Origin of the sequence: Pseudomonas sp. RIT-PI-q, from assembly GCF_001297125.1 — a bacterium.
In the GTDB taxonomy this organism is placed as follows: Bacteria; Pseudomonadota; Gammaproteobacteria; order Pseudomonadales; family Pseudomonadaceae; genus Aquipseudomonas.
This window is the reverse complement of sequence record NZ_LHPC01000022.1, coordinates 112,112-138,343: the sequence shown is the minus strand read 5'-3', so window position 1 is coordinate 138,343 and position 26,232 is coordinate 112,112. Positions and strand designations below refer to the sequence as shown.

At 61.0% G+C, this 26,232-nt stretch carries 21 protein-coding genes and 1 pseudogene; 10 read left to right on the top strand and 12 right to left on the bottom strand.

Annotated features, from left to right (window positions below; translation table 11 throughout):
• Positions 1-287: 287 nt before the first annotated feature.
• Both AEQ67_RS08915 and AEQ67_RS08910 read left to right on the top strand, forming a co-directional pair.
• The gene (locus tag AEQ67_RS08915; protein WP_059403517.1) at positions 288-1,340 is read left to right on the top strand and encodes a WD40/YVTN/BNR-like repeat-containing protein; all 1,053 of its coding nucleotides are present in this window, start codon (positions 288-290) and stop codon (positions 1,338-1,340) included.
• Positions 1,341-1,368: 28 nt separating this feature from the next.
• The gene (locus AEQ67_RS08910) at positions 1,369-3,753 is read left to right on the top strand and encodes an efflux RND transporter permease subunit (RefSeq protein ID WP_059403516.1); all 2,385 of its coding nucleotides are present in this window, start codon (positions 1,369-1,371) and stop codon (positions 3,751-3,753) included.
• A 701-nt stretch (positions 3,754-4,454) separates the two neighbouring features.
• Here the strand turns inward: AEQ67_RS08910 and AEQ67_RS08905 are convergent.
• Both AEQ67_RS08905 and AEQ67_RS08900 read right to left on the bottom strand, forming a co-directional pair.
• On the bottom strand, positions 4,455-5,174 hold the full coding sequence (locus AEQ67_RS08905; protein ID WP_059403515.1) for a FadR/GntR family transcriptional regulator: 720 nt from the start codon (positions 5,172-5,174) through the stop codon (positions 4,455-4,457).
• A gap of 186 nt (positions 5,175-5,360) precedes the next feature.
• Positions 5,361-7,097 (bottom strand): IlvD/Edd family dehydratase, encoded by a 1,737-nt coding sequence (locus AEQ67_RS08900; protein WP_059403514.1) that lies wholly within the window; start codon positions 7,095-7,097, stop codon positions 5,361-5,363.
• A gap of 193 nt (positions 7,098-7,290) precedes the next feature.
• On the opposite strand from AEQ67_RS08900, the gene AEQ67_RS08895 reads away from it, so the two are divergent.
• The 8 genes from AEQ67_RS08895 to AEQ67_RS08865 all read left to right on the top strand — a co-directional run bounded on the left by AEQ67_RS08895 (position 7,291) and on the right by AEQ67_RS08865 (position 12,700).
• Positions 7,291-8,613 carry an MFS transporter gene (locus tag AEQ67_RS08895; protein WP_059403513.1) on the top strand — a complete coding sequence of 441 codons (1,323 nt, stop codon included), beginning with the start codon at positions 7,291-7,293 and terminating at the stop codon, positions 8,611-8,613.
• 160 nt (positions 8,614-8,773) lie between these two features.
• On the top strand, positions 8,774-9,766 hold the full coding sequence (gene araD1 / locus AEQ67_RS08890; RefSeq protein ID WP_059403512.1) for an AraD1 family protein: 993 nt from the start codon (positions 8,774-8,776) through the stop codon (positions 9,764-9,766).
• A 222-nt stretch (positions 9,767-9,988) separates the two neighbouring features.
• On the top strand, positions 9,989-10,285 hold the full coding sequence (locus tag AEQ67_RS08885) for a DUF5629 family protein (RefSeq protein ID WP_059403511.1): 297 nt from the start codon (positions 9,989-9,991) through the stop codon (positions 10,283-10,285).
• Positions 10,278-11,447, top strand: a complete 1,170-nt coding sequence (locus AEQ67_RS08880) for a lactonase family protein (RefSeq protein ID WP_059403510.1) — start codon at positions 10,278-10,280, stop codon at positions 11,445-11,447. The genes AEQ67_RS08885 and AEQ67_RS08880 overlap by 8 nt, the downstream gene beginning before the upstream one ends.
• A 155-nt stretch (positions 11,448-11,602) precedes the next feature.
• Positions 11,603-11,782: a hypothetical protein gene (locus AEQ67_RS08875; protein ID WP_031318838.1), complete on the top strand. Its 180-nt coding sequence runs from the start codon at positions 11,603-11,605 to the stop codon at positions 11,780-11,782.
• Between the two features lie 210 nt (positions 11,783-11,992).
• Positions 11,993-12,118: a hypothetical protein gene (locus tag AEQ67_RS36475; protein WP_256735487.1), complete on the top strand. Its 126-nt coding sequence runs from the start codon at positions 11,993-11,995 to the stop codon at positions 12,116-12,118.
• Positions 12,119-12,233: 115 nt separating this feature from the next.
• Entirely contained in the window at positions 12,234-12,446 is a 213-nt protein-coding gene (locus AEQ67_RS08870; RefSeq protein WP_059403509.1) for a hypothetical protein, read from the top strand.
• The gene (locus AEQ67_RS08865) at positions 12,443-12,700 is read left to right on the top strand and encodes a hypothetical protein (RefSeq protein ID WP_059403508.1); all 258 of its coding nucleotides are present in this window, start codon (positions 12,443-12,445) and stop codon (positions 12,698-12,700) included. Before AEQ67_RS08870 ends, AEQ67_RS08865 begins: the two co-directional genes overlap by 4 nt.
• Positions 12,701-12,799: 99 nt before the next feature.
• Here AEQ67_RS08865 and AEQ67_RS08860 read toward each other — a convergent pair whose 3' ends face one another.
• From AEQ67_RS08860 to AEQ67_RS08815, 10 genes and pseudogenes are all read right to left on the bottom strand, one after another.
• Positions 12,800-13,396, bottom strand: coding sequence for a glutathione S-transferase (locus AEQ67_RS08860; protein ID WP_059403507.1), 597 nt, complete (start codon positions 13,394-13,396; stop codon positions 12,800-12,802).
• Positions 13,393-17,034 (bottom strand): AAA family ATPase, encoded by a 3,642-nt coding sequence (locus AEQ67_RS08855; protein WP_059403506.1) that lies wholly within the window; start codon positions 17,032-17,034, stop codon positions 13,393-13,395. Before AEQ67_RS08855 ends, AEQ67_RS08860 begins: the two co-directional genes overlap by 4 nt.
• Complete coding sequence (locus tag AEQ67_RS08850) at positions 17,031-18,275, bottom strand: exonuclease SbcCD subunit D C-terminal domain-containing protein (RefSeq protein WP_059403505.1); 1,245 nt, start codon at positions 18,273-18,275, stop codon at positions 17,031-17,033. The genes AEQ67_RS08855 and AEQ67_RS08850 overlap by 4 nt, the downstream gene beginning before the upstream one ends.
• A gap of 179 nt (positions 18,276-18,454) precedes the next feature.
• Positions 18,455-20,095 (bottom strand): BatD family protein, encoded by a 1,641-nt coding sequence (locus AEQ67_RS08845; RefSeq protein WP_059403504.1) that lies wholly within the window; start codon positions 20,093-20,095, stop codon positions 18,455-18,457.
• Positions 20,092-21,830 (bottom strand): annotated as a pseudogene (locus AEQ67_RS08840) (tetratricopeptide repeat protein). Before AEQ67_RS08840 ends, AEQ67_RS08845 begins: the two are co-directional and overlap by 4 nt.
• Positions 21,827-22,906 carry a vWA domain-containing protein gene (locus AEQ67_RS08835; RefSeq protein ID WP_059403503.1) on the bottom strand — a complete coding sequence of 360 codons (1,080 nt, stop codon included), beginning with the start codon at positions 22,904-22,906 and terminating at the stop codon, positions 21,827-21,829. Before AEQ67_RS08835 ends, AEQ67_RS08840 begins: the two are co-directional and overlap by 4 nt.
• Positions 22,899-23,393, bottom strand: coding sequence for a DUF4381 domain-containing protein (locus AEQ67_RS08830; RefSeq protein ID WP_059403502.1), 495 nt, complete (start codon positions 23,391-23,393; stop codon positions 22,899-22,901). The genes AEQ67_RS08835 and AEQ67_RS08830 overlap by 8 nt, the downstream gene beginning before the upstream one ends.
• Positions 23,390-24,334, bottom strand: coding sequence for a DUF58 domain-containing protein (locus AEQ67_RS08825; RefSeq protein ID WP_059403501.1), 945 nt, complete (start codon positions 24,332-24,334; stop codon positions 23,390-23,392). Before AEQ67_RS08825 ends, AEQ67_RS08830 begins: the two co-directional genes overlap by 4 nt.
• A gap of 5 nt (positions 24,335-24,339) precedes the next feature.
• Positions 24,340-25,299, bottom strand: coding sequence for an AAA family ATPase (locus tag AEQ67_RS08820; protein WP_008150800.1), 960 nt, complete (start codon positions 25,297-25,299; stop codon positions 24,340-24,342).
• A 238-nt stretch (positions 25,300-25,537) separates the two neighbouring features.
• Positions 25,538-25,894 (bottom strand): hypothetical protein, encoded by a 357-nt coding sequence (locus tag AEQ67_RS08815; protein ID WP_059403500.1) that lies wholly within the window; start codon positions 25,892-25,894, stop codon positions 25,538-25,540.
• Positions 25,895-26,232 lie beyond the last annotated feature (338 nt).

Genomic DNA, 26,232 nt, shown 5'->3' with positions numbered 1-26,232 from the left:
TACAGCGTCCATCGGCCAAAAAACGGATATGCCCACCGAACCCCAAACCCCAATCACCCCACCTGATACCCAATCATTCACCCACCCCCTAACCCCGCCGGGTTAACAAAACATAACGTGGCGTCGATTGTCAGACCTTTGAAAACCCCGATAGGATAAGCCAGCTTCCGAAGGGGCTCTAGATTGCGCGTTTCAGGACTATGCTTCAGAAAGGTCAATCGCAACAAAGACCCCTTACGGCGCCCTGAAAGGTTGAACGACCTAACAATAATAATGGGGGAAGGTCTATGAGTGAGCCTGTCATGGGTGTGGGTATCTGCCGCCCGCCGGCACTACGCAAATTCGCGTTGCTGGCTACAGCGCTCTCGCTGTTGGGCTGTGCCGCGTTGTCGGCGCCGGTGCTGGCCGCTGCTGCGTCGACATCCGATGTTGTTTATGCCGTTGAATCCGCCAAGGCCAGCAAAAGCCTGATGCTCGACGTCGTGCATGCCGGCAAGCGCCTGGTAGCCGTCGGGGATCGCGGGCACATTCTGTATTCCGATGACCAGGGCGCGACCTGGACCCAGGCCAAAGTACCGACCCGGCAAATGCTCACGTCGGTATTTTTTGTCGATGACAAACACGGCTGGGCCGTCGGCCATGACGCACAGATCCTCGCCAGCGAGGACGGCGGCGTCACCTGGACCAAGCAATTTGAAGACCTGACACGCGAATCGCCACTGCTCGACGTCTGGTTCCAGGACGTCAACAACGGCTATGCCGTGGGCGCCTACGGTTCGCTGATGGCCACCACCGACGGTGGCAAGCACTGGGAAAACGTCAGCGACCGCCTCGATAACGAAGACCAGTACCACCTCAACGCCATCGCTGCCGTCAAGGACGCCGGGCTGTTCATCGTTGGCGAGCAGGGCAGCATGTTCCGCTCCGCCGATGGGGGCCAGACCTGGGAGAAGCTTGAAGGTCCGTACGAGGGTTCACTGTTCGGCGTTATTGGCACCGCTCAGGCCAATACGCTGCTGGCCTACGGGCTGCGGGGCAATCTGTTTCGCTCCACCGATTTCGGCACCACCTGGGAACCGGTCGAGTTGAAGGCTGCTCGCGGTGCACTGGAATTCGGCCTGTCTGGCGCAACGCTACTCGACGACGGCTCCATCGTGATCGTCGGCAACGGTGGCTCGGTGATCCGCAGCAACGACAACGGCGAAACTTTCAGCGTGTTCAACCGCCCCGATCGCATCTCCGTTTCGGCAGTCACCGCCGCGGGCAATGGCAATCTGATTCTGGCAGGACAGGGCGGCGTTCGCGCTACTTCGCCAACCGGCGCTGAGCTGGCCAAATGAGCCGGGCAAATAATAAGAAGGCGGGTCTATGACATCCCTAAGCAGTCATCACCAAGACAAGGCGACGTTTCTCGAACGCCTGATTTTCAACAACCGCCCGGCAGTGATCGTCATCTGCCTGCTGGTGAGTATTTTCCTGTTCTGGCAGGCGACGCTGATCCGGCCGTCCACCAGCTTCGAAAAAATGATCCCGCTCGAGCATCCGTTCATTCAAAAGATGATGGAGCACCGCAACGATCTGGCGAACCTGGGCAACACGGTGCGGATCTCCGTTGAAGCCACCGACGGCGACATCTTCTCCAAGGAATACATGGAGACCCTGCGTCAGATCAACGACGAGGTGTTCTACATTTCCGGTGTCGACCGTTCCGGCCTCAAGTCGCTGTGGAGCCCGAGCGTGCGCTGGACCGAGGTCACGGAGGAGGGCTTCGCCGGTGGTGAAGTGATCCCCCAGAGCTACAACGGTTCCCAGCAAAGCCTCGACCTGCTGCGCAACAACGTGCTCAAGTCCGGTCAGGTCGGGCGTCTGGTGTCCAACGATTTCAAATCGAGCATCGTCGATATCCCGTTGCTGGAGTCCTATCCGGACCCGCAGGACCAGGGCAAGCTGCTGGCGCTGGACTACCGGAAGTTCTCCCACGAACTTGAAGAAAAGATCCGCGACAAGTTTGAAGCACAGAACCCGAACGTGCAGATCCACATCGTCGGTTTCGCCAAGAAAGTCGGCGATCTGATCGATGGCCTGGTAATGGTGGTGATGTTCTTCGGCGTCGCCTTCATCATCACCCTGATCCTGCTCTACTGGTTCACCAACTGCATGCGCAGCACCGTAGCGGTGTTGAGTACGACGCTGGTGGCGGTGGTCTGGCAGCTCGGCTTGATGCATTTCTTCGGCTTCGGGCTTGATCCGTATTCGATGCTGGTGCCGTTTCTGATCTTCGCCATCGGTATTTCCCACGGCGTGCAGAAGATCAACGGTATTGCCTTGCAGTCCAGTGAAGCGGACAACGCATTGACCGCAGCACGTCGCACGTTCCGTCAATTGTTCCTGCCGGGGATGATTGCGATCCTCGCCGATGCGGTGGGTTTCATCACGCTGCTGATCATCGATATCGGTGTAATTCGTGAACTGGCCATCGGCGCTTCCATCGGCGTGGCGGTGATCGTGTTCACCAACCTGATCCTGCTGCCGGTAGCGATTTCCTACGTCGGCATCAGCAAACGCGCCGTGGCGCGCAGCAAAAAGGATGCGACTCGCGAACACCCGTTCTGGCGTTTGCTGTCGAACTTTGCCAGCCCGAAAGTCGCTCCGGTATCGATTGTCCTGGCCTTGCTGGCCTTCGGCGGCGGTCTTTGGTACAGCCAGAACCTGAAAATCGGTGACCTGGACCAGGGTGCCCCGGAACTGCGTCCGGACTCGCGCTACAACAAGGACAACAACTTCATCATCAGTAACTACTCCACCAGTTCCGACGTGTTGGTGGTGATGGTCAAGACCAAGGCTGAAGGCTGCTCTCGCTACGAAGCCATGGCACCGATCGACGAACTGATGTGGAAGATGCAGAACACCGAGGGCGTGCAGTCGGCGATTTCCCTGGTGACCGTGTCCAAGCAGATGATCAAGGGCATGAACGAGGGCAACCTGAAATGGGAAACCCTGTCGCGTAACCCGGACGTGCTGAACAACTCCATCGCCCGGGCTGATGGCTTGTACAACAACAGTTGCTCCCTGGCACCGGTGCTGGTGTTCCTCAACGATCACAAGGCCGCCACCCTGGATCGCGCGGTTCATGCGGTGCAGGACTTCGCCAAGGAGAACAACAAGGACGGTCTGGAATTCATCCTCGCTGCCGGTAACGCCGGGATCGAGGCGGCCACCAACGAGGTCATCAAGGAATCCGAACTGACCATCCTGGTGCTGGTGTACATCTGCGTCGCGACCATGTGCATGATCACCTTCCGTTCCTGGGCGGCGACCTTGTGCATCGTGCTGCCGCTGGTACTGACCTCGGTACTCGGTAACGCCCTGATGGCCTTCATGGGCATCGGCGTGAAAGTCGCGACCTTGCCGGTAGTGGCGCTCGGAGTGGGGATTGGCGTGGACTACGGGATCTACATCTACAGCCGCCTGGAAAGCTTCCTGCGTGCCGGTCTGCCGCTGCAAGAAGCCTATTACCAGACGCTGAAATCCACCGGTAAGGCCGTGCTGTTCACCGGCCTGTGCCTGGCGATCGGCGTGTGCACCTGGATCTTCTCGGCCATCAAGTTCCAGGCCGACATGGGCCTGATGCTGACCTTCATGCTGCTCTGGAACATGTTCGGCGCACTGTGGCTGCTGCCAGCGCTGGCGCGGTTCCTGATCAAACCGGAAAAACTGGCAGGGCAGAAGGGCAATTCGCTGTTTGCTCACTGATCGGTAGCTGAAACAACAAAGCCGCAACCCAGGTTGCGGCTTTTTTATATCTGAAGATCACCACAACCCTTGTAGGAGCTGGCTTGCCAGCGAAGACGTCGGCACATTCAACATCAATGTCGACTGATAGACCGCTTTCGCTGGCAAGCCAGCTCCTACAAAGGATCGCGTGCAACATTGAATTGCAGGCGTACACGGACTATGTAGGAGCTGGCTTGCCAGCGAAGACGTCGGCACATTCACCATCAATGTCGACCGACGGGCCGCTTTCGCTGGCAAGCCAGCTCCTACAAGGGATCGCGTGCAACATTGAATTGCGGGCGTACACGGACTATGTAGGAGCTGGCTTGCCAGCGAAGACGTCGGCACATTCAACATCAATGTCGACTGAGAGGCCGCTTTCGCTGGCAAGCCAGCTCCTACAAGGGATCGCGTGCAACATTGGTTGGTGGGTGTACACGGACGATGTAGGCGCTGGCTTGCCAGCGAAGACGTCGGCACATTCACCATCAATGTCGACTGACAGGCCGCCTTCGCTGGCAAGCCAGCTCCTACAAGGGATCGCGTGCAACATTCAATTGCGGGTGTACACGGACGATGTAGGAGCTGGCTTGCCAGCGAAGGCGTCGGCACATTCAACATCAATGTCGACTGACAGGCCGCTTTCGCTGGCAAGCCAGCTCCTACAGGGGTTGTGTTGTTTAGGAGGGGTCTGTGCCTAGCACGACATTCAGTGCGCTGCGCGCATCATCCAGCTGCACCAGCGTCGCATGCCGGGCGCCCAATGCATCGCGATTCTCGATCGCCGTCAAAATCGCCTTGTGCCGTGGCAGCGCCAACTCATGCAGATTCGGCCGCTGATTGGAATGCTTCAACGCTTCGGCAATCGCCACCGACAGCATGTTGCACAGATTCGCCAGCAAATCGTTGTGGGTCGCGTCGGCGATCCGGCTGTGAAAGTCCAGGTCCGGTTGCAGCAACGCTTCCGGGGTCGGCGCGGCTTCCATGCGTTGGTAGGCTTCGCCGATGGAGGCGATGTCCTCGTCGGTGGCGAACTGCGCAGCGAGGGCGGCGGCGGCCGGTTCGATGATGCTGCGCACGCTGGTCAGCAGACTGAAAAACTCATTCTGCGGGCTGCTTTGCATCAGCCAGTGCAGCACGTCCGGGTCGAGCATGTGCCATTCCCGGCGCGGCTTGACCACGGTGCCGACCCGCGGGCGGGAATACACCAGACCCTTGGCGACCAATACCCGGGTGGCTTCGCGCAGCACCGGCCGGCTGACCGCGTACTCTTCGCACAGCAGGGCTTCGGCGGGCAGTTTGTCGTCCGGTTTGAAACGTCCGGAAACGATCTGCATGCCCAGTTCCTGGACGATGCGCGAGTGCATGCTTTTGCGGTCGGAGGGTTTGCGGTAATCCATGGGGAACGGCGCGATCCTGTGCGGTGAGGTGCCGCGCATGATAACAGGCACGGCGAGGACGGTCGCCAGCTGGCGCAGAACGACCGTAGGAGCTGGCTTGCCAGCGAAGGCGGCCTGACAGTTAACACCGATGTCTGCCGTCAGGGCCTCTTCGCTGGCAAGCCAGCTCCTACAGGAGGGGTGGGGTTAGTGGGAATGGCGTGGTACTTCGGCTCCGCGGCAACCGACCAGGAAGTCGAAATCACAACCCTGATCTGCCTGCAGCACGTGATCGATGTACAGCTGACGATACCCGCCCACGATCAGGTTTTGCGGCGGTTGCAGATCCGCCATGCGCGCTGCCAGTTCCGCGTCCGGAATGTCCAGGTGCAGACGCCCGCTGGCACAGTCGAGTTCGATCCAGTCACCTTCTTTCACCACCGCTAAAGGCCCGCCCGCAGCGGCTTCCGGAGCAACGTGCAGAACGACGGTGCCGTACGCCGTGCCGCTCATGCGCGCATCGGAAATACGCACCATATCGGTCACGCCCTGGGCCAGCAGTTTGGCCGGCAAGCCCATGTTGCCGACTTCGGCCATGCCCGGATATCCCTTCGGCCCGCAGTTCTTCATCACCAGGATCGAGTTGGCATCCACGTCCAGTTCCGGGTCGTTGATGCGTGCCTTGTACATGTCGAAGTTCTCGAACACCACGGCGCGGCCGCGGTGCTGCATCAACTCGGCGGTGGCTGCGGAGGGTTTGAGCACCGCACCCAGTGGCGCCAGGTTGCCGCGCAATACGCAGATGCCGCCGTCGGCGCGGATCGGGTTGTCGAGGGTGCGGATCACTTCGTCCTGGCCGTAGATGGGTGCGTCCTCGGTGTTCTCGCCGAGGGTCTTGCCGTTGACGGTCAAGGCATTCGGATGCGGAATCAGGTTGGCTTCGCCGAGGCGGCGCAACACTGCCGGCAAGCCGCCGGCGTAGTAGAACTCTTCCATCAGGAAGCGGCCGGACGGTTGCAGGTCGACGATGGTCGGCATGCCGCGCCCGATGCGCGTCCAGTCATCCAGTTCCAGGTCCACGCCAATGCGTCCGGCGATGGCTTTCAAGTGAATCACCGCGTTGGTCGAACCACCGATGGCCGCGTTCACGCGGATGGCGTTTTCGAAGGCTTCCTTGGTCAGGATTTTCGACAGCTTCAAGTCTTCGCGAACCATCTCGACTGCGCGCATACCGGACATGTGCGCCAGTACATAACGCCGCGCATCCACCGCCGGAATCGCTGCGTTGTGGGGCAGGGAAGTGCCAAGTGCTTCGGCCATACAGGCCATGGTCGACGCGGTGCCCATGGTGTTGCAGGTGCCGGCCGAACGCGACATGCCGCCCTCGGCCGCGAGGAAATCGTCGAGGGTGATGGTGCCGGCCTTGACCTGCTCGCTGAGCTGCCAGACCACAGTTCCCGAACCGATGTCCTGACCCTTGTGTTTGCCATTGAGCATCGGCCCGCCGGTGACGACGATCGCCGGCACGTCGCAACTGGCCGCGCCCATCAGCAACGCCGGGGTGGTTTTATCGCAACCGGTCAGCAGGACGACGCCGTCAATCGGGTTGCCGCGAATCGCTTCTTCGACATCCATGCTCGTCAGGTTGCGGGTGAACATCGCGGTCGGGCGCAGGTTGGATTCGCCGTTGGAGAACACCGGGAATTCCACCGGCCAGCCACCGGCCTCGATCACCCCACGTTTGACGTGCTCGGCAATCTGGCGGAAATGCGCGTTGCACGGGGTCAGTTCCGACCAGGTATTGCAGATGCCGATGATCGGCTTGCCGTGAAACTGGTGGTCGGCGATGCCCTGATTCTTCATCCAGCTGCGGTACATGAAACCGTTCTTGTCGGCGGTGCCAAACCATTGAGCGGAGCGCAGGGTGGGTTTCTTATCAGACATGATCGGCTCTCTTATTGTATGACTATATTGTTCTAGATACGGCGTAACATAAGCGCAAATTGGCCTGTTTGGAAGTGTTGTTGGGTAATTAGTATTACTATATAGTCGATTTCAACGGAGGGATGGCCCTGGACAGTTTGTGCGAGAGGCGTCCCCCGAGGTTCTATAACAACAACAATCGGAGACCGATCTCATGAGCCAGGAACTGCGGCTTATTCGTCGCATTACGCTGAAACTGATTCCCTTCCTGATCCTGCTGTACCTGATCGCCTATGTGGATCGCTCCGCCGTAGGTTTCGCCAAGCTGCACATGGGCGCCGACATCGGTCTCGGTGACGCGGCCTATGGCTTGGGTGCCGGGCTGTTTTTCATTGGCTACTTCCTGTTGGAAATCCCCAGCAACCTGATGCTCGATCGCTTTGGTGCGCGACGCTGGTTCGCGCGAATCATGCTCACCTGGGGCGCCATCACCATCGGCATGGCCTTCGTCCAGGGGCCGAACAGCTTTTACCTGATGCGCTTTCTGCTCGGTGCGGCCGAGGCCGGGTTCTTTCCGGGCGTGCTCTACTACATTACTCAATGGTTCCCGGTGCGTCATCGCGGCAAGATCCTCGGGCTGTTCATCCTTTCCCAACCCATTGCGATGATGATCACCGGCCCGGTGTCCGGCGGCTTGCTCGGCATGGACGGCACCCTCGGTCTGCACGGCTGGCAGTGGCTGTTCATCGTCATTGGCACCCCGGCGATCCTGTTGACCTGGCCGGTGCTGCGTTACCTGCCGGATGGCCCGCAGCACGTGAAATGGATGGACCAGGCCGAAAAGGACTGGCTGAGCGGCGAGTTGAAAAAGGACCTTGAGGCCTACGGCCAGACCCGCCACGGCAATCCGCTGCATGCACTCAAAGACAAACGCGTGTTGCTGCTGGCGCTGTTCTATCTGCCGGTGACCCTGAGCATTTATGGCTTGGGCCTGTGGCTGCCGACACTGATCAAACAGTTTGGCGGCACCGACCTGGTGACCGGCTTCGTGTCATCGGTGCCGTACATCTTCGGGATCATTGGGTTGCTGATCATTCCGCGCAGCTCCGACCGTTTGAATGACCGCTACGGCCACTTGGCGGTGCTTTACGTGTTGGGGGCCATTGGCCTGTTCCTCAGTGCCTGGCTGACGGTGCCGGTGCTGCAACTGGCGGCGTTGTGCCTGGTGGCATTTTCTCTGTTTTCCTGCACGGCGGTGTTCTGGACTTTGCCGGGGCGTTTTTTTGCCGGCGCCAGTGCGGCGGCCGGGATCGCCTTGATCAACTCGGTGGGCAACCTTGGCGGCTACATCGGACCGTTCGTGATCGGCGCGCTGAAGGAGTACACCGGCAACCTGGCGTCGGGGCTGTATTTCCTCTGCGGCGTGATGCTGTTCGGCCTGGTGCTGACCGGCGTGGTCTATCGCTTGCTGGAACGCAAACATGTGCTGCCAGCCGATCAATTCGCTGCCAGCGCCCGAGGCGCCACCCGTACCTGACCCCTATTTTCTGATCCACACCGCCCCCGTGGGAGCGGGCTTGCCCGCGATGGTGGCGGCACATTCACCATTGATGTGTCAGACAGATTGCTATCGCGGGCAAGCCCGCTCCCACAGGGATCTGCGCTTGTTCTTGAGTTTTGTATACAGGAGAAAATCCATGCGTTTGGTTCAGTTCGAATTGAGTAACGGTTCACGCCGCGTCGGCGTGGTCGAGGACGGTCTGGTGCGTGAAGTGCAAGATGCGCGCACGGTTCGCGACCTGGCGTTGGCAGCGATCGAGGCGGGCAGCAATCTTGAGCAGCAGGTGCAAACCCTGGGCCTGGGCATCAGCCACGACTACGCCGAGTTACTGGCGAAATTGCGTATCTTGCCGCCGCTGGATCACCCGGACCCGGCGCACATGCTGGTCAGCGGCACTGGCCTGACCCATTTGGGCAGCGCTTCGGCCCGGGACAAAATGCATCAGCAGGCCGGCGATGAAGCCGCGATGACCGACACCCTGCTCATTTTCAAGTGGGGCGTGGAGGGCGGAAAACCGGCAGCGGGGCAGGTCGGCGTGCAACCGGAATGGTTCTACAAGGGCGACGGCAGCATTGTCGTGCGTCCGGGCCAGCCGTTCCCGCTGCCGCCGTTTGCCGAAGATGCCGGTGAAGAACCCGAGCTCAGCGGCCTCTACGTCATCGGCCACGACGGCAAGCCGTATCGCCTCGGTTTCGCGGTGGGCAATGAGTTCTCTGATCACGTCATGGAGCGCAAAAACTACCTGTACCTGGCGCATTCGAAATTGCGCAGTTGCAGCTATGGCCCGGAACTGCGGGTCGGCGAATTGCCACAGCACCTGGCCGGCACCAGTCGCATTCTGCGTAACGGTGAAGTGTTGTGGCAGAACGAGTTTCTCAGTGGCGAAGCCAACATGTGCCATAGCCTTGCGAACCTCGAATACCACCATTTCAAGTACAGCCAGTTCCTGCGTCCGGGCGACGTACACATTCACTTCTTCGGCACCGCGACCCTGTCCTTCGCCGACGGCATCCGGACCCAACCGGGTGACGTGTTCGAGATCAGCCAGGCCGAGTTCGGCGCACCGTTGATCAACGGCATCGAGCCGGTAGACGCGGTGTTTGAACCCGGCACCGTCGGCACACTGTAAGCAGCGCTCTCTAACGGCGGAACACTATCCCTGTAGGAGCTGCCGAAGGCTGCGATCTTTTGATCTTGAATCTATCGGAACCGCTGAAGATCAAAATCAAAAGATCGCAGCCTTCGGCAGCTCCTACAGTTAATTGGTGTTGTGTGCGAGTTTAGTCACCGACATTGGGCCACTTGTTCTTTGAGCTATCATTGCGTCTTTCCCATTCAAAGATTGACTGCCATGACTGCCGCAACCGACACCTTGCTCTACACCCTCGAACACTGCGACATGGTGGAGATCGACGGGCTGCACGCCTTCGAATTCTCCCTCGATGAAGACGACAACCTGCACATCGAATGCATGGACGGTCGCGCGGCCAAGCACTGGGAATTCACCCCGGCCCAGATCGCAGCGGCGACCTTCGATCCGACCTTGCAAAGCTGGCTGATCACTGGTGATACCGGCGAACACCGATTGGTGTGCATGACTGCGATTCGCGGTGATGACGACGAGGACGACGTGAATGAGGATGCGTAAACTCTGGCCATTATTGATGGCCGGTAGCGTCGGCGCGATGGGCTTTCAGGTCGCGTCGGCCGACGACTATCAGTTGCTGGTCGGTTCCTACACGGCCGGCCAGAGCCAGGGGATTTATCGCCTGAAATTCGACGCCGCCACCGGGCAGATCGACGCCAAACCGCTGCAAGTGATCAAGAGTGAAAACCCGTCCTGGCTGACCGTGTCCAGGGATCAACGCTACCTGTTCGTGGTCAACGAAAACGGCCCGGGGCAGGCTGATCCGGTAGGGCGCGTCAGCAATTATGCGATCGATCCTGAAACCCATGCGCTGAGCCTGATCAATCAGGTGCAGAGCCTGGGCAACGAGCCGACGCATTCGAGCCTCAGCGGTGACGCCAGTCACCTGTTTGTCAGCAACTATTCGGTGGCTGAAGATCCGGGCGGCACCTTGGCGGTCATACCGGTGGGTGCCGACGGCAAGCTCAAACCGGTGGTACAGATGAGCAGTCATCCGTCGAGCCGGGTCAACCCCGAGCGGCAGATGTCGGGCCATGTGCATTCGACGGTTTCGTCGCCGGACGGCAAGTTCGTCTTCTCGAATGATCTGGGCGCCGACAGGATCTTTGTCTACCGCTTCGATCCAAAGGCCAATCCGGATCTGCCGCTGACCGCCGCCGCACCAGCATTCGTGCAGTTGCCGCCCGGCAGCGGGCCGCGACATTTGCTGTTCAGCGCCGATGGCAAGCACGCGTGGCTGACCATGGAAATGAGCGCACAAGTGGCCGTGTTCGATTACCAGAACGGCAAACTTGAGCAGACGCAGATGATTGATCTGGCGGCCGGTCAACCCGCTTCGGACAAGGCCGCCGCGGCGCTGCATGCTTCGGCCGATGGCAAGTTCCTTTACGTCAGTAACCGTGGCACCGCCAATCAGATGCTGGTATTCGCCATCGACCCGGCGAGCGGCCACCTCAAAGAGCTGCAGCGCAGAGCGGTGGAAGGTGATCATCCGCGCGAGTTCAGCCTTGATCCTGGTGGCAAGTTCTTGCTGATCGCCAACCAGAAAAGCAACCAGATTGTCGTCGTCGAGCGTGATGCCAAGACCGGTCTGCTGGGGAAAACCGTGCAAAAGCTGCCGATGGATGCCCCGAGCGATCTCAAGTTCCTGCTGCGTCAATAGGCCGCAGGCCCCGGTTGATGGGGCCTGCATCCTTCTATCAATGACGCTGATGTTTGGTAATGCTACAAAGCATTTCAACGCGTGAACCCCCGCGGTTAAGTTTGCTCCACGGCCCCACCGGGCAAGCAAGCCAACTGAATCCGAGGAATACCGCCATGAACTTCAATCTCTTCTCCGTAATCGCCGCTTCCGCTATCTCTGCCACCGTTGCTCTGCCAGCCAGCGCCAACGTTGAAATCAGCGACAAAAAATCCCACACCCAGAGCTACACCCAGAAATACCTGCAACAGAGCGCCAACTTCTACGCGGCGCTGGATCACAAAACCCAAGCCTGAAATTCACTCCCTGCACCTTTTATGCAGGAGCGAAATCACTTGCGCCGATCGGGCTGAAAAGCCTCGAGAAACCTGAGTGATGTCGCTCCTGCATAACGCGTTTACGACAGCATCATATCGCTATCAATGTACTGCTTGATATCACATGGCCATGAGTTTAAATTTGACGCTGATTTTCTGACTCTTTCCCCTATCACAAGGATCGACAGCATGGCGATGCGTCTGGCCGTGGTTCTTCTGTTTCTCTATTCCACCCCCATTCTTTCGGCTGCCCAGCCCGTTTTAGACGAGCCGGATGCGGCCCGCGAGCGCTTGATGAGTTTTATTGAAGACTGAAATAGACTGGCTTAATGATCAACGGAGCTGATGGGTACTATGGATAACCCTGAGTGGTTATCACGGCTTTTTTGATCGATTCTGTGGGCATCGAAACATGCCTACGGAGAACACCATGGCCAGCGCAATCATCACTTCTGCCAAACACGGCGCCTACCTGGTCATCGCTCTTTACGCGGCCATGGTGCTGGTTGTCAGCCTCTCGCCTCAATCGCAACAGTCTTTCGAAGCGCCGATTCAAGTCGCTCATCCTGGCATCCAGTTCGAACACCGTGTGCAAAACGTGGTGATCGATCAGGCAGACGTGGCAGGAGTGGCGGGGGCATGAAAGGCGGAAAACTCTGGGTCATCGCCTTCCTGGCATTTATGACCAATGGCGCTTCACTGTTGGGGATAGGGCAGGGCTCGGCAGGTTCCGTGGCCCGCTCCATCGAAGCCAATCACAACCTTGCACGTAACATTGAAACAGCCAAGGCCTTGGGGCTGTTGGCAGGCAATCCGCCGATCAAACGCCAGGACGATTACTTCGGCCCGTTCCACGTCGATTGCTCGGCGCTGGAGATGTGCAGCGTGCTGGCCTGACAGATCGAAACACCCCCTGTAGGAGCGAGGCTTGCCCGCGAAGCTTTTAGCGGCCTTGATGACGCCTTCGCGGGCAAGCCTCGCTCCTACAGGAAGTGGTTATTTTTGCATAATGCCGGTGAAGAGGTCTGAGTCGAGGAATCGCTGTAGCCACGCCTGCAATCGCACGTAAGGCGTCTGCCCGAACCACTCGCGATCCACATGGGCAAACTGTCGCACGAATGGCATCAACGCCACATCCGCCAGGCTCGGATGCGCCGCCAGCAAGTAGTCGCGCCCCTCCAGCAACTCATCAAGCTTGCGCAAAAACACCTCGCCCTCAGCGCGATAGAACGCCATCGGCTGCTCGGGGTAACGCTCGGCGTACTTGTAGCGATTAAGGTGCACTTTGAACGCCTGATCGTTCTCCTCGATCAGCGCGGCGATGCGTGGCTGCCCTTGCGGATCATCCTTGAGCAACCAGTCCTGTGGATCATTCTGCGCCAGGGCCCAGCGCATGATTTCCAGACTTTCATCGATCACCTGACCGTCGACACTCAGCACCGGCACCGTGCCTTTGCTCGACAGCGCGAGCATCTCGGCAGGTTTGGCTTTCAGGCTGACCTCGACAATGTCCAGCGCAACCCCGGCGTAGCGCAGGGCCATGCGCGCCCGCATGGCGTACGGGCAGCGGCGGAAGGAGTACAACGTGATCATTTCACCTCCAGGGTACTCAGGCCGTTACCCTGACGGCGGACCTGAATCTGCACCGGAATCCGTTCATGCATTTCCTGTACGTGGGAAATCACCGCGACCTTGCGCCCTTGCGCCTGCAAGCCGTCGAGGGCGTCCATGGCCAGTTGCAGGGATTCCGGATCGAGACTGCCGAAGCCTTCGTCGATGAACAGCGATTCGATTTTCAACGTGCTCGACGCCATCGACGCCAGGCCCAAGGCCAGCGCCAGAGACACCAGGAACGTCTCGCCACCGGACAACGAATGCACCGAACGCAGCTCGTCGCCCATCTCGGTGTCCATCACCAGCAACCCGAGCATGCTGCCACCGCGTTTCAGGCGATAGCGCCGCACCAGTTGCCGCAGTTGGACGTTGGCGTGATGCACCAGCAGGTCGAGGTTGTAGGCCTGGGCGATCTTGCGGAAGGTGTCGCCAGTGGCCGAACCGATCAGCGCATTCAAACGTGCCCAGCGCTGGTACTCGGTGTAGGCGCTGGCGATCTGTTGCGCCAACGCCTGATTGGCGTTTTGCCGGCGCTGGTCCTCAGCCTGTTCGGCACGCAGTTCGGCGCAGCGGTGTTCGCTGGCGGTGGACTGGGTTTGCAGGTCTGCCAGCGCCGTCGCCAATTGCTCGGCGTCGAGGTTACCGTTGTGCTGAGCCTGATGATTGAGCAAGACCTTATCGCGCTCCTGCAACAGGACTTTGGCCTGCTCGATGGCTTTTTCGCTGTACTGCAACCGCTGCCGCAGTTCGTTGACCTGCTGGTCGTCGACGCTCAGCAAGTCTTCAAGACCACCGTCATCCAGTTCTGGATGCAAGGCACGCCAGTCGGCGATCTTGCCGCTCAACTCGCGATCTTCCGATTCCAGCGCAAGCAGGCGTTCTTGCTGCGCTTTCAGTTCCGCCGCCAGTTGCACCAGCCGTGTACGTACGGTTTGCAGTTCCTGGTTGGCGGCGGCTTCGGCAGTGCGCGCCTGTTCGACCGCCTGGTCCAGTTGCTGTTGCCACTGTTCGGCGCTGGCGTGTACGCCGAGCAATTGCGTGAGTTTCTGCTGGCAAGCGTGTTGCTGCTCGGCAAGGGCGGTGAACTGCTGCTGGGCGGCTTCCAGTTGTTGGGCGCGGGTCTGCTGGCGATCCTGCTCTTTTTCCAGTGTCTGCTGGCGTTGTAGCTGTTCGCTGAGCTCATCGCGCTGTTGATCGAGTTGCTCCAGACGCTGGGCGATCTGCCCGTCGAGCTGGGTGAAGGTCGCCGCGGGTTCATTGCGCAACGCTTGCAGGGTGTCGGCCGGGAGCAGGTTGCTGAACGCTGTGAGCTCCTCGTCCAGGCGCTGGCGATCACTGCTCAACTCACGTTGCTGGTTGGCCAGGTGCTGGGTCGCTTGCTGGCTCGCCGCTTCGGCGCTGCGCAGTTGTTGTTGAAGCCGCGCGGCATCCTGTTGCAGGGTGAGCAGGGCGGTTTGGCGTTGTTCGTCCTGCGCGATGCTCTGGTTCAACTGGCTGTTTTGTTGCGCGAGCCAGCTGTCGCGTTTGCTCGCGTCCTGGGCCAGCAGTTGCGCCGACAGCGGATGCGCTTCAAGGCTCGGTGCAAGGCTTTGCTGCTGAGCTGCGAGTTGTTCTTGCTGTTGCAGCAATTCCTTTTGCTGAGCAATCAGGCCGCCGACTTCCCCGCGCAAGTCGGTGAGTTTTTCTTTCAGCAGGTCGACGGCTTTCTGGGCGTTGGCCTGTTCGCTTTCGTCATGTCGGCCGAGGCTTTGCAGCAGCGCTTCGGGTTGATGATAAGGATGATCCGGGCTGCCGCAGACCGGGCACGGTTGATCGTCCTGCAACTGTTCGCGCAGCTCTTCAACACTGGCACTGCGCGCAAGACGCTGGCGTTCCAGCAGTTCGCGGGTAACGGTCAAGGTCTGCTCGGCGACGGTCAGTTCGCTTTTGGTTTTTACGCCGTCCTGGGTCAGGCGATCACGTTCTTGCTGCGCAACGAGCTGGCGCTGCTGGAGTTCGGCGGCGCGTTTGTCCAGCTCTTGTTGACTGGCCCACAACCGCGTCAGCTCTTCAAAGGCGCGCAATTGTTTGCGGTTGTCCTGCAACAGGCTGCCGAGAATCTGGATCTGCTCGGCCACCGCTTCCGGTTCGGCACCGGCCTCTTTGTACAGCACTTCAAGGCTCTGACGCTGGGTGGCCAGTGCTTCGGCGGCGTCGCTGGCGCGCTGTTCCAAAGCGGCCAGTTCGACCTGGCCCTTGTTCAGTCGATTGCCCACCAGCATCAGCTGTTGCAGGCGGTGGCGGTAGGCGTTCCAGGCGTCGCTCAATGGCGCCAGATGGCTGCTTTGTTCAAGCGCCCCGGCAATCCGTTGCAAGCGTTCGGCAACCAGCTTTTGTTGGTCGAGCAAACCTTGAATGGCGTTCTGGCCCTCGGTGCAGGCCTGTTCTGCTTGCTGTTTGCGCTCAGCACTGTGAGCCGCGTCTTTGACCAGGCGGGCGAGGGTGCTTTGCTCTTCAAAAGCCTGACGCAGCAGCGGAGTGCTTGTGCTGTGTTGGCTTTGCGCTTCGACGAGTGCGGTCTGCGCCGCGCTCAGGCTGTGTTCAAGCTGCGCCTGACGCGCGTTCAGTTCGGTTTGCTGTTGGCTGTGCAGCTGAATCTGCGCGGACAACGGCGTGAGCTGGGCGACGAGTTCAGTCTTGCGGGCGAACTGGTGCCGTTGCGGCGCCAGCTGCTCCAGGCGGGTCAGCTTCAAGCGCTCGCCGATGAGGCTTTCCCAGTGCAGCTGAGCGCTGGTCAGCTGTTCGGTGGCGCTGAGTTGCGCCTCCTGCAACTGCCGCAACTCCTTGAGCCAGGTGTGTTGCAGCTCAAGCTGCTTGAGCTGCGCCTGTTGGGTCTTGAGTTGCTGCTGAGCGTCGTTGAAGCGCTCGTCCAGTTCTGCGCGGGCTTCTGGCGACAGCGGCGTGACGCCGGTGGCCTGATCCTGCAACAGTTTGTGGGTTTCGCGCGCCTCTTTGGTCTTGTCGAAGGCGCGACGACCAAGGCGGGTGTAGAGCGCCGTGTCGGTGAGTTTTTCCAGCAGCTCGCTGCGCTCGTTATCGTTAGCCTTGAGAAAAGCGCTGAATTCGCTCTGGGCGAGCAGCACTGCGCGGGTGAACTGCTCGAAGTTCAGGCCCAGGACGGATTCGAGCTGGGTTTTGAATTCGACTTTCTGACTGGCCAGCAATTGATCCAGATCGATGTCGCGCAAACTTTGACGGCTGGCTTGCAGCTTGCCGCCCGCCTTCTCGCGGGCGCGATTGGCTTCCCAGCGAGCGCGGTAGCGACGGCCATCGATGCCGACGAAATCCACTTCGGCATAGCCTTCACCGGTGCCGCGACGCAGCAAGGTGCGAGGGTCACCGGTGCCGATTTCGCCATCGGCGTCCGGTGCTTTGGCCGACACTTGCGCATTGCTCAGTCGCGGTACAGCACCGAACAGCGCCAGGCACAAGGCGTCGAGCAAGGTGCTTTTACCGGCGCCGGTGGGCCCGGTGATCGCGAATAAGCCGGCACTGGCCAAGGGTTCAGCGGTGAAGTCGATGTCAAAAGGCCCGGCCAGTGAGGCGAGGTTTTTCAGGCGGATCGCGAGGATCTTCATGGTTGTTCGCTCTCCATCTGCACGTCCTGCAACAGCTCGGCAAAGTCCTTGAGGGTTTGCTCGTCGACCTCGCTGCCGTAGTTGTCCTGCCAGGCACGGCTGAACAGTTCCTGTGGCGATAGCTGATCCAGTTCGATCAAGGTCGCGCCCTCATCTACGCCGTCGCGGCCGCCGTTGCCAGCGTACTCGGCGGCAATTCGCACCAGCCGTACGGCTTTGCCTTGCAGCGCGGTTTCCACTTGGTGACGCAGGTCCGGTTGCGGCTCATCGAGACGCACCCGGACTTCCAGCCAGGGTTGACGCTGCAGGTCGGCGAGTAAATCGATGTTCGGCAGGTCCGCCAGTTGCAAGAGGATTTCCGCCAGCGGCGCGGGGCCGATCCGTTGCAGGTTCACCGCGCGCGGGATCAGTTTCGGTTCGACGCTGACCAGGGTTTCGCCCTCGAGCTGGATGTCGAGAATCTGGTGCTGATAGCCGATCTCGGAGAATGACAACGGAATCGGCGAGCCGCTGTAGCGGATGCGCTCCTCACCGTTGACCTTCTGCGGCTTGTGCAAGTGACCGAGGGCGACGTAGCTGATGCTCGGCCCGAACAAACTGGCGGGCAAAGCTTCGGCGTTGCCGATGATCAGGCTGCGCTCGGAGTCTTCGGACACCGAACCGCCGGCCATGTGCGCGTGACTGATGGCGATCAGCGCCTGGCCTGGTTTGCGTTTGGCGTTCGCCGCTTCGATCAGCCATTCGTGAACCTGACCGATACCGCGCAAGTAGTTGTCGCCCAGGTGCGCGCCGGTCACTTCGGCCGGTCGCAGGAACGGCAGCGCCAGGCACCAGCCGGCGATTTCGCCGCTGGCGTCCGGCAGTGGCAACAACAGGCGCTCGGCGTCCAGTTGTCCGTCATCGAGCCACAGCACACGGCCCAGCGCGTGAGTACGCAAACGGCGCATCAACGGCGCAGGCAGTTCGATGCGTGAGCCCGAATCATGGTTGCCGGCAATCATCACGATGGTCAGCAAGGGCTGCTGCTCGTGAGCGCTGACGATGAAGTCGTAGAGACGTTCCTGGGCTTTGACCGGTGGATTGACCGTGTCGAAGATATCGCCGGCGATCAGCAGCACGTCGGGCTGGTCCAGCTTCAGCTGACGCAGCAGCCAGTCGAGAAAACAGCCGTGCTCGAAATCGCGTTCCTGGCCATGCAGGTTCTGCCCAAGGTGCCAGTCGGAGGTGTGAAACAGACGCAAGGCAAACTCCGTAGGAAATAAGGTAATGGCCGCGAGGAAATTGACAGCGGCGAAAGGGGAGAGAGTTTACTGGCAAATCGTCGGGAATGCCGAAAGGCGAAAAGATCGCAGCCTTCGGCAGCTCCTACAGGTGTACGTATTCCCCTGTAGGAGCTGCCGAAGGCTGCGATCTTTTGATTTTATTTGGGGTAAAGCGGCGGAAGGCCGCTGTCGCCCACTGGGTCTTGAACCCTTTCGGCAATCGGGATGGCCTTGATCGCTCGCCACAATTCCTCGCCTTGCCAATGCTGGCCGGTTTCGCTGTAGAGCGCGCCGTTCAGGCCGTCGAGGGCGTCGGACAGCGGGACGAAGCGGGCGGCCATGTCGGCCAGGGTTTCCGGTTGTTGCCGGGCCCAGGCGTCGAGGGCCTGGCGGGTGGCGTGGGAGTCGTTGGCCTGGCAGGCGCGCTTGAGGTCGTCGAGCACGGTGCGCGGGCTCGGGCCGGTCTGCGCCGCGCGCAAGATCGCCGGTTGCCAGCGGGCGCGCCACCAGAGGCCGAAGCCCAAGAGGGTGGTGCAGGCCAGGATCAGCGTGCTGAGCTTCCACCACCAAAGGGCTTCGTTGATGGCCGCCGCAGTGGCTTGGGGCGCGCTGGCCGGGGTGTCGATCATCAGGCTCGGATTGTTTGCTACCGGCAGGGTGCGGGCCGGCAAGCTGGTGTGTTCCAGATGATCCTCGAAGGTGTTCCACCAGACCACGTCCACCGCCGGCAATTCGATGTCGCCGCTGCGCGTGGGCACCAGGGCTTCACGGTCTTCGCGACTGCCGATCAAACCGCGCTCGCTGTTCTGGTTGCCCAGCACCGGTTGATCCGGATAGCGCCGCAAGCCATTGACGTCGGTGGCCGGCAGCGGTGGCAGTTGCGAACTGGCCAGGCCTTCGGCCTTCAAGGTCAGGTGGCGGGTGAGGGAGTCACCGACCTGGACGTGATCCGGCTCCGGGTTCCAGCTTTCGCTCAGGCTCAGGCTGCGGGCGGGCAGCCATGGGATGTCGGCGGGGTAGCTGGCGGGTTTGGCCTTGACCGTCAGGAGGAGTTCCGAGGAACTGACGCGCATCAACTTGCCCGATTTCGGCGCTTGGGTGGTGGTGTCCTGAGCGGGCTGCGCATCAACCAGCGCGGCATTGAATATCTGCGCCGGAATGGTCAAGACGCCGCTGTGTTGCGGATAGATCGCATAGCGCATTTCGATCACGCCATGGCGCAGGCCATTGATGGCTTTCTCGTACGTGCGCGATTCACCCAACTGTTCGATGCGCGCATCGGGGATCTGCAGGGGCGGCAGGCTGCTGTCGTCGTACAGCGAGACCGAATGGTAGATGCGCAAGGTCAGGACAGCCTGGGCCTGCACATACACGCTGTTTTGATCGAGGCTGGCATCGATGAACACCGGCGCGAGTTTGTTCGCGGTGTCCTGGGTTTCGCTCTCGACCACCTGCACGGTGATGGGCTGGCTCTGGACATCGCCCAGTTGCAGCGACGGGATCACCACGCTGCCGTTCTGCTTCGGCAGCAGGGTGATGATCCAGCGAGTGGTGGCTCGGCTGTCGCCGTTAAGGGTGGTCAACTGGTTGACCTGGCGGGTGCCGCGCACTTCGAACAGCGGTTCCAGCGGTGTCAGGTCCGGCTTGCCGAACTGCGTCACGTCGTTGGATTCCAGCGTCAGTTCGACCGTTTCGCCGGAGTTCAGGCGACTGCGATCGACACTGGCGAGCAGCCCCGCAGCCTGGGCCTGAACAGTCCAGAGCAGCAGTGCGAGCGAGAAGGCGGTGAAGCGGGTCATCGAGTTTTTTCCTGATCCTGATGTTGTTGCTGTTCGTACCAGAATTTGCGTCGGAGCAATTCACCCGGATCATCCGGGATCTTGCGCAGCCACTGCTCCAGCGCCTGGCGCTGCTCGCCGTCGATGCTGTTGCCGGCCGGGCGCAAGGGTGGCGTGGTGTGCTGTTCATCCCCCAGCTCGCTACCGGGGACTTCATTGGCACCTGGTTTCGGCGGTGCGGTGGATTGTTGCTCGGCGTCCGGCGTGGTTGGCTGGGCGTCGGTTTTCGGTTCGCCATCGCTTGACGGTTGGCTGGCCGCTCCGGGCGGTGGTTCCTGCTCGGAGGTCTGGTTTTGGTCCCCGGCGTTTTTCTCGGGCTCCACCGGAGGCGGCGTGTTTTTCTGCTTGATCAGGCTTTCCACCAACGCCTTGTTGGTCAGGGCCGGACGCAAATCCGGCTGACGTTCCAGGGCCTGATCGTAAGCATCCAGCGCGGCTTCCAGCTCACCGCTTTTGGCCAACGCGTTGCCACGATTGTAGTGGGCATGGGCGTCATTGCCTTCGGCGAACCGCTGGGCGGCGCCACTGTAGTCGCCGGCTTCATAGAGCGCCACGCCTTGCCATTGGTGATCGTCGAAATGCGCTGCGGCCTCGGCCGGGCGCTTTTGCTTGAGCAAGTGCAGGCCTTGTTGATCGGGCCGCAACCACAGGTCTTCGAAGTCGAAGGCGTAGCTCGGTTGTGGCAGCAGGAACAGCAGCGGCAGGCAGAACAGCCAGCCGCGCCGGCCAGCGCAGGCCGCCAGCAGCAACAGCGGCAGCAACAGCCAGTAACCCTGGTCGGCCCACGTGTCGAGGCGCAGGATCTGGCCGTCGTGGCGCAGGTTGCGCGGGCCATCGAGCAAGCCGAGGGCGCGCAGGCCGGCATCGCCCAGGCGCGCGTGGCGATAGCGTCCGTCCAGGCCATTGGCGGAGGCTTTCAGGCCCGGCTCGGCCAGATGGGGCACCCGAACGCGCCCTGTTCGTCCTTGAGGAAACTGCCGTCCTCGCGCGTAATCGGTGCGCCTTCGGCAGTGCCGACACCGAGCATCAAAAACTGTGTCGCCTTGCCGTCCAGCGCCCGGCGAATGCCTTGGCGTTCCTCTTCGGTCAGGGTTGAGCCGATCAGCAGAATCCGCCCGTCGCCAAGGGCGCCTTGCTCCAATAGTGCGAGAGCCTTAGTCACCGCCAGATCGGCGCGATGGCCCGCCTGTGGCATCAGCGACGGCTTCAGCGCATCCAGCAGGTTGCCGCTGGTAGACAGGTCATCGGACAGCGGCACCAGCGTGTGCGCGCTGCCGGCGTAGACAACGATGGCCGTCTGGGCGTCGCTGCGATATTGCAGCAGGTCGAACAGTTTGCGGCGGGCCTGTTCCAGGCGATTCGGCGCCACGTCGGTGGCGAGCATTTCCGGGGTCAGCTCAAGGATCACCACCAGCGGGTCGGCAGGTTTCTGACTGGTCTGCTCGACACGCTCCCAGCTCGGCCCCAGCAACGCCAGAATGGTCAGCACCCAGGCGACGCCCAGGGCGACCCACGGCAATTTGCTGTCGCGACCGCTGCCGCCACTGAGCAACGCCGCGTGGAAGGCTGGCGGCAGAATCATCTGCCAGCGTCCGGCGCGTTTCTGCCGATGCCAGAGCTGCCAGAGCAGCCAGCCGAGCACCGGCAACAACAGCAGCCACCAGGGACGGAACCAGTAAGGCCAGAGCGCACTCATCGACGCCGCCGCGGACGCAGGCGTTTGAGCCGTTGGCGCCAGTCAGGCAGTGGCGATTGCAGATACAACCCCTTGGTGAATAGCCGTTGCAACGGGTTGTCCGGCCAGCGTTCACGGACCACCAGCAGCATGCTCAACAGCAACGCCATCGCCAACGGCCAGTGGTACAACGCTTGGGCCGGACGAGCCTGCGTCGGTTGTTGGGTTACCGGTTCCAGCTGGTCGAGGGTGGCCTTGATCGCCTGTAATTCTTTGCCGTCGTGGGCACGGAAATACTGACCACCGGTGGCTTGGGCGATGGCCTTCAACGAAGCCTCATCGAGGTCCAGGCTCGGATTGACACCGAGGAATCCCAGCGTGCCGCTCTGCTCCGGATCGGCGCCGATACCGATGGGGTAAATTTTCACCCCTTCGCTAGCCGCCAGTCGCGCCGCCGTGAGCGGGTCGATTTCGCCACCGTTATTGGCGCCGTCGGTGACCAGAATCAGCACGCGGCTCTGTGCCGGACGCATACGCAGGCGTTTAAGCGCCAGGCCAATGGCATCACCGATGGCGGTGTTCTTGCCGGCGATGCCGATCCGCGCTTCGTCGAGCCACACGCGCACGGTGTGCCGATCAAACGTCAACGGCGCTTGCAGATAAGCCTGGCTGCCGAACAGGATCAGGCCGACCCGGTCGCCTTCGCGGCTTTCGAGGAAATCCCCGAGCAGATGCTGGACCAGCGAAAGCCGGCTGACGTCTTCGTCCTGCCACTGCATGTCGGGAAAGTCCATAGAGCCGGACACGTCCACCGCCACCAGCAGATCGCGGCCACTGGCGGCAATCGGCAGGGGCTCGCCGAGCCATTGCGGGCGCGCCGCCGCGATCAGCAACAACAACCACAGCAGAATGAACGGCGCTTGTTGGCGCCAGGCCGGCAGGTTGGCGCGGGCACGGCGTCGGGCCAGGCCTTCGAGGTCGCTGAGGAAACTGGCTTTAAGCGCCGGCTCGCCACTGTCAGCGACCGGCAGCCCGACACGCAGCAGCCACGGCAGCGGCAATAGGGCGAAGATCCACGGCCAGGCGCACTCAAACATGTTTGCGAATCCAGGTGTCGACGGCCTGGGTCGGGCCGGCGATGGCCTTGTCGTCGAGTTTGCATTCGGGTTTGTACGCGCCTTCGACCAGCACCATCCAGCGGGTCAGGCCGGCAGCCGGGCAGCGGTTATCGAGGAACGCCAGCCATTTGCGCCCGTTGAGGGTGTGGCTCTGGCTGTAGGGGTAATGGTTGCGGCACAGGCGCTTGAGCAAACCGTTGAGTTGCTGCAACCAGGCACCGGCCGGCGCGCCGTCGTAGGGTTTGGGCATCAGCGCCAGTTCGGCCAGCGCGGCGAGGCGCACCGGGTCCAGCGGTTGTTCGGCGCGCACGATCGGGCGCTTGCTCGGCAGGAAGCGGCGCAACTGCCACAGGCCGAAACCGATCAGCGGCAGCAATAACAGCAACAGCCACCAGCCCGGTGCCGGCGGCCAGAATTCGATGGGCGGCGGGGAAATCAGCGGCTGCAGTTGATCGAGGCTGCTCATCGAGCTTTCCCCGGTTTCTGTGGGTTCAGGTACTCGCGCAGTTGCTCGACCATTTCACTCTGGGTGCTCAAGGGCATCAGCAGCACGCGCAACTTTTGTGCGAGCAATTCCCAGTGGGCGATCCGGGCTTCGGCCTGGGCGCGGTAGGTCTGGCGCAGGTCGTAATTGAGCGTGTCGAGTTCCAGTTGCGCACCGCGTTCGGCAAATCGCAGCAGGCCAGCGGCGGGCAGGGCGTGATCGAGCGGGTCGGAGACCGGCAGCAGCAACAGATCGCAATGACGCGACAACAGGCTCAATTGTTGTTCAGCACCTTCGGTCAACGCACGTTCGTCGCAGATGATGATCACCAGACTGCCGGGACGCAGCACTTCGCGGGCGCGGCGCAAGGCAATGTTGAAGGCATCGCGATCGGTTTCGCTTTCGGTGTGTAGCGACTGATTGACCCGCACCAGTCGGTTGAGCAGTTGCAACAGGCTCTGTTTGCTGCGTCGTGGCTTGATCTCGTAGTGCTCGTTGTCGCCGAACACCAGCCCGCCAACCCGGTCGTTATGGCCCAGAGCCGCCCAGCCGATCAGGCTCGCAGCCTGGGCGGCGAGCACCGATTTGAACATCAAACCCGAACCGAAAAACAGCCGACGGCTCTGTTCGACCATGATAAAAATCGGTCGCTCGCGCTCTTCATGGAACAGCTTGGTGTGAGGTTCCTGGGTCCGGGCGGTGACGCGCCAGTCGATGCTTCGCACGTCGTCGCCGGCCTGATAGACCCGCACCTGATCGAAATCGACGCCACGGCCCCGCAGCTTGGAGTGATGCAAGCCGATCAGCGGGCTGCGCTGGCTCGGCGTTGAGAACAGCTGCACTTCACGCACGCGATGGCGCATCTCGATCAGCTCGGCGAGGCTGACACGGATGCCCGGTTCCGGCGGCAGGATGGCGTTCATCGGGGTCAAGCGACGGCTACGACGTCGAGAATCCGCTGGACCACCCGGTCCTGGTCAATTCCGGCGGCTTCGGCTTCAAAGGACAGAATGATGCGGTGGCGCAGGACGTCGAAGAGCACGGCTTGAATATCTTCCGGGCTGACGAAGTCGCGACCGGCGAGCCAGGCGTGGGCGCGGGCGCAGCGGTCGAGGGCAATCGAGCCACGGGGGCTGGCGCCGTAGGCGATCCACTCGGCCATCTCCGGGTCGAACTTGGCCGGGGTGCGCGTGGCCATGACCAGTTGCACGAGGTATTCCTCCACGGCGTCGGCCATGTACAGACCGAGGATTTCCTTGCGCGCCGCGAAAATGGCCTGCTGGCTGACGCGGCGCTCGGGCTTGGTTTCACCGTTCAAGGCTTCGCCACGGGCCTGTTGCAGGATGCGGCGCTCGACGGCCGCGTCCGGAAAACCGATTTTCACGTGCATCAGGAAGCGGTCGAGCTGCGCTTCGGGCAGCGGATAAGTGCCTTCCTGCTCGATCGGGTTTTGCGTGGCCATCACCAGGAACAACGGCGACAGCTCATAGGTGCTGCGCCCGACACTGACCTGACGCTCGCCCATGGCTTCAAGCAGCGCCGACTGAACCTTGGCCGGGGCGCGGTTGATTTCGTCCGCCAACACCAGGTTGTGGAAGATCGGGCCTTGCTGGAACACGAAACTGCCGGTTTCCGGGCGATAGATCTCGGTGCCGGTGATGTCGGCCGGCAGCAGGTCAGGGGTGAACTGGATGCGGTGGAACTGGGCTTCGATGCCTTCGGCGAGTTCTTTGATGGCCTTGGTCTTGGCGAGGCCAGGAGCGCCCTCGACCAGCATGTGGCCGTCGGCAAGCAGGGCGATGAGCAAGCGCTCGATGAGTTTTTCCTGGCCGAGAATCTGCGTTGAAAGAAAGGTTCGCAGCGCTAGCAGCGCTTCACGATGTTCCATCGATGACTGTTCCTGGAAAGGGTGACCGAAGACGTTCGAATAACGCCAGGGCTGGGGGCGTTACTTTAATCTATCGCGGGGGGCGGCGACTAACGGCATTTTGCGCAAATGTGCGCCGGGGAGGCTTGTGAGTGTTTTTTCGAGGGATGTGTTGGATTTGCGGGCGCCTTCGCTGGCAAGCCAGCTCCTACGGTTGATGCGAACCTGTAGGAGCTGGCTTGCCAGCGAAAGCGGTCTATCAGGCAATCTGACTTATGTAAGTGCCAGTTCCCTTGAGAATGTTCTGCAACGTCTCTTCCACCTCGGCCAGGTCGCTCGCATCGGTGCTGTGAATGATTTCCAGCGAATCATCCCCATTCAGCGCATCAGCATCGCCAGCCGCGATTTCGATCAGCAGGCGGGTAGGGCTGAGGGTGACTTTCACCCCGTCCAGCGTCGAAGGCTCGCCGTCGAGGGTGATTTCCAGCTCGTCTTCGTCGGGGTAGCGGGTCATCAGGAACATCTCGCCCTGTTCGCTGTGGCAGGCGAGCATGGCCATGTTGTCTTCTTCGTCGTCGCACGGGTTGACGATCAAGAGGGAGGTGGTCATTTGCATGGGAAATTCCTGGCTCGGCGAGCGTTGTGAAGACGATCAAAGGGCAATTCTGCCAGCCCCCGGGAATTTCTGCTCGGCTGAGTGTCAGAGGATGTGTCGTGAACACTGGGAGTGTTACTGGTCATTTCTGGTACGGATGTGCCGTAAATCCGGGCATAAAACGCCCAATTTCCTGCACGACTGCTAGTGTTGTTCGAGGCATTGGCCGAGAGCAGCGTACCGATGACCGAATATGTCGCAGCACCGCAAGCACGGGCCTTGCCGCACTGGTTAAGCTGCGCATCGAATGGATACCTGTAAAGACATTGTGCAATTGATCGCAGAGTCGTTTTTGCAGA

Coding starts and splice junctions, on each gene's coding strand:
- AEQ67_RS08885 (WP_059403511.1), top strand. CDS start 9,989: ATGACTGCCGCAACCGACACCTTGCTCTACACCCTCGAACACTGCGAC.
- AEQ67_RS08880 (WP_059403510.1), top strand. CDS start 10,278: ATGCGTAAACTCTGGCCATTATTGATGGCCGGTAGCGTCGGCGCGATG.
- AEQ67_RS08905 (WP_059403515.1), bottom strand. CDS start 5,174: ATGGATTACCGCAAACCCTCCGACCGCAAAAGCATGCACTCGCGCATC.
- AEQ67_RS08845 (WP_059403504.1), bottom strand. CDS start 20,095: ATGACCCGCTTCACCGCCTTCTCGCTCGCACTGCTGCTCTGGACTGTT.
- araD1 (WP_059403512.1), top strand. CDS start 8,774: ATGCGTTTGGTTCAGTTCGAATTGAGTAACGGTTCACGCCGCGTCGGC.
- AEQ67_RS08815 (WP_059403500.1), bottom strand. CDS start 25,894: ATGCAAATGACCACCTCCCTCTTGATCGTCAACCCGTGCGACGACGAA.
- AEQ67_RS08825 (WP_059403501.1), bottom strand. CDS start 24,334: ATGAACGCCATCCTGCCGCCGGAACCGGGCATCCGTGTCAGCCTCGCC.
- AEQ67_RS36475 (WP_256735487.1), top strand. CDS start 11,993: ATGGCGATGCGTCTGGCCGTGGTTCTTCTGTTTCTCTATTCCACCCCC.
- AEQ67_RS08865 (WP_059403508.1), top strand. CDS start 12,443: ATGAAAGGCGGAAAACTCTGGGTCATCGCCTTCCTGGCATTTATGACC.
- AEQ67_RS08820 (WP_008150800.1), bottom strand. CDS start 25,299: ATGGAACATCGTGAAGCGCTGCTAGCGCTGCGAACCTTTCTTTCAACG.
- AEQ67_RS08900 (WP_059403514.1), bottom strand. CDS start 7,097: ATGTCTGATAAGAAACCCACCCTGCGCTCCGCTCAATGGTTTGGCACC.
- AEQ67_RS08910 (WP_059403516.1), top strand. CDS start 1,369: ATGACATCCCTAAGCAGTCATCACCAAGACAAGGCGACGTTTCTCGAA.
- AEQ67_RS08915 (WP_059403517.1), top strand. CDS start 288: ATGAGTGAGCCTGTCATGGGTGTGGGTATCTGCCGCCCGCCGGCACTA.
- AEQ67_RS08855 (WP_059403506.1), bottom strand. CDS start 17,034: ATGAAGATCCTCGCGATCCGCCTGAAAAACCTCGCCTCACTGGCCGGG.
- AEQ67_RS08835 (WP_059403503.1), bottom strand. CDS start 22,906: ATGTTTGAGTGCGCCTGGCCGTGGATCTTCGCCCTATTGCCGCTGCCG.
- AEQ67_RS08860 (WP_059403507.1), bottom strand. CDS start 13,396: ATGATCACGTTGTACTCCTTCCGCCGCTGCCCGTACGCCATGCGGGCG.
- AEQ67_RS08895 (WP_059403513.1), top strand. CDS start 7,291: ATGAGCCAGGAACTGCGGCTTATTCGTCGCATTACGCTGAAACTGATT.
- AEQ67_RS08875 (WP_031318838.1), top strand. CDS start 11,603: ATGAACTTCAATCTCTTCTCCGTAATCGCCGCTTCCGCTATCTCTGCC.
- AEQ67_RS08870 (WP_059403509.1), top strand. CDS start 12,234: ATGGCCAGCGCAATCATCACTTCTGCCAAACACGGCGCCTACCTGGTC.
- AEQ67_RS08830 (WP_059403502.1), bottom strand. CDS start 23,393: ATGAGCAGCCTCGATCAACTGCAGCCGCTGATTTCCCCGCCGCCCATC.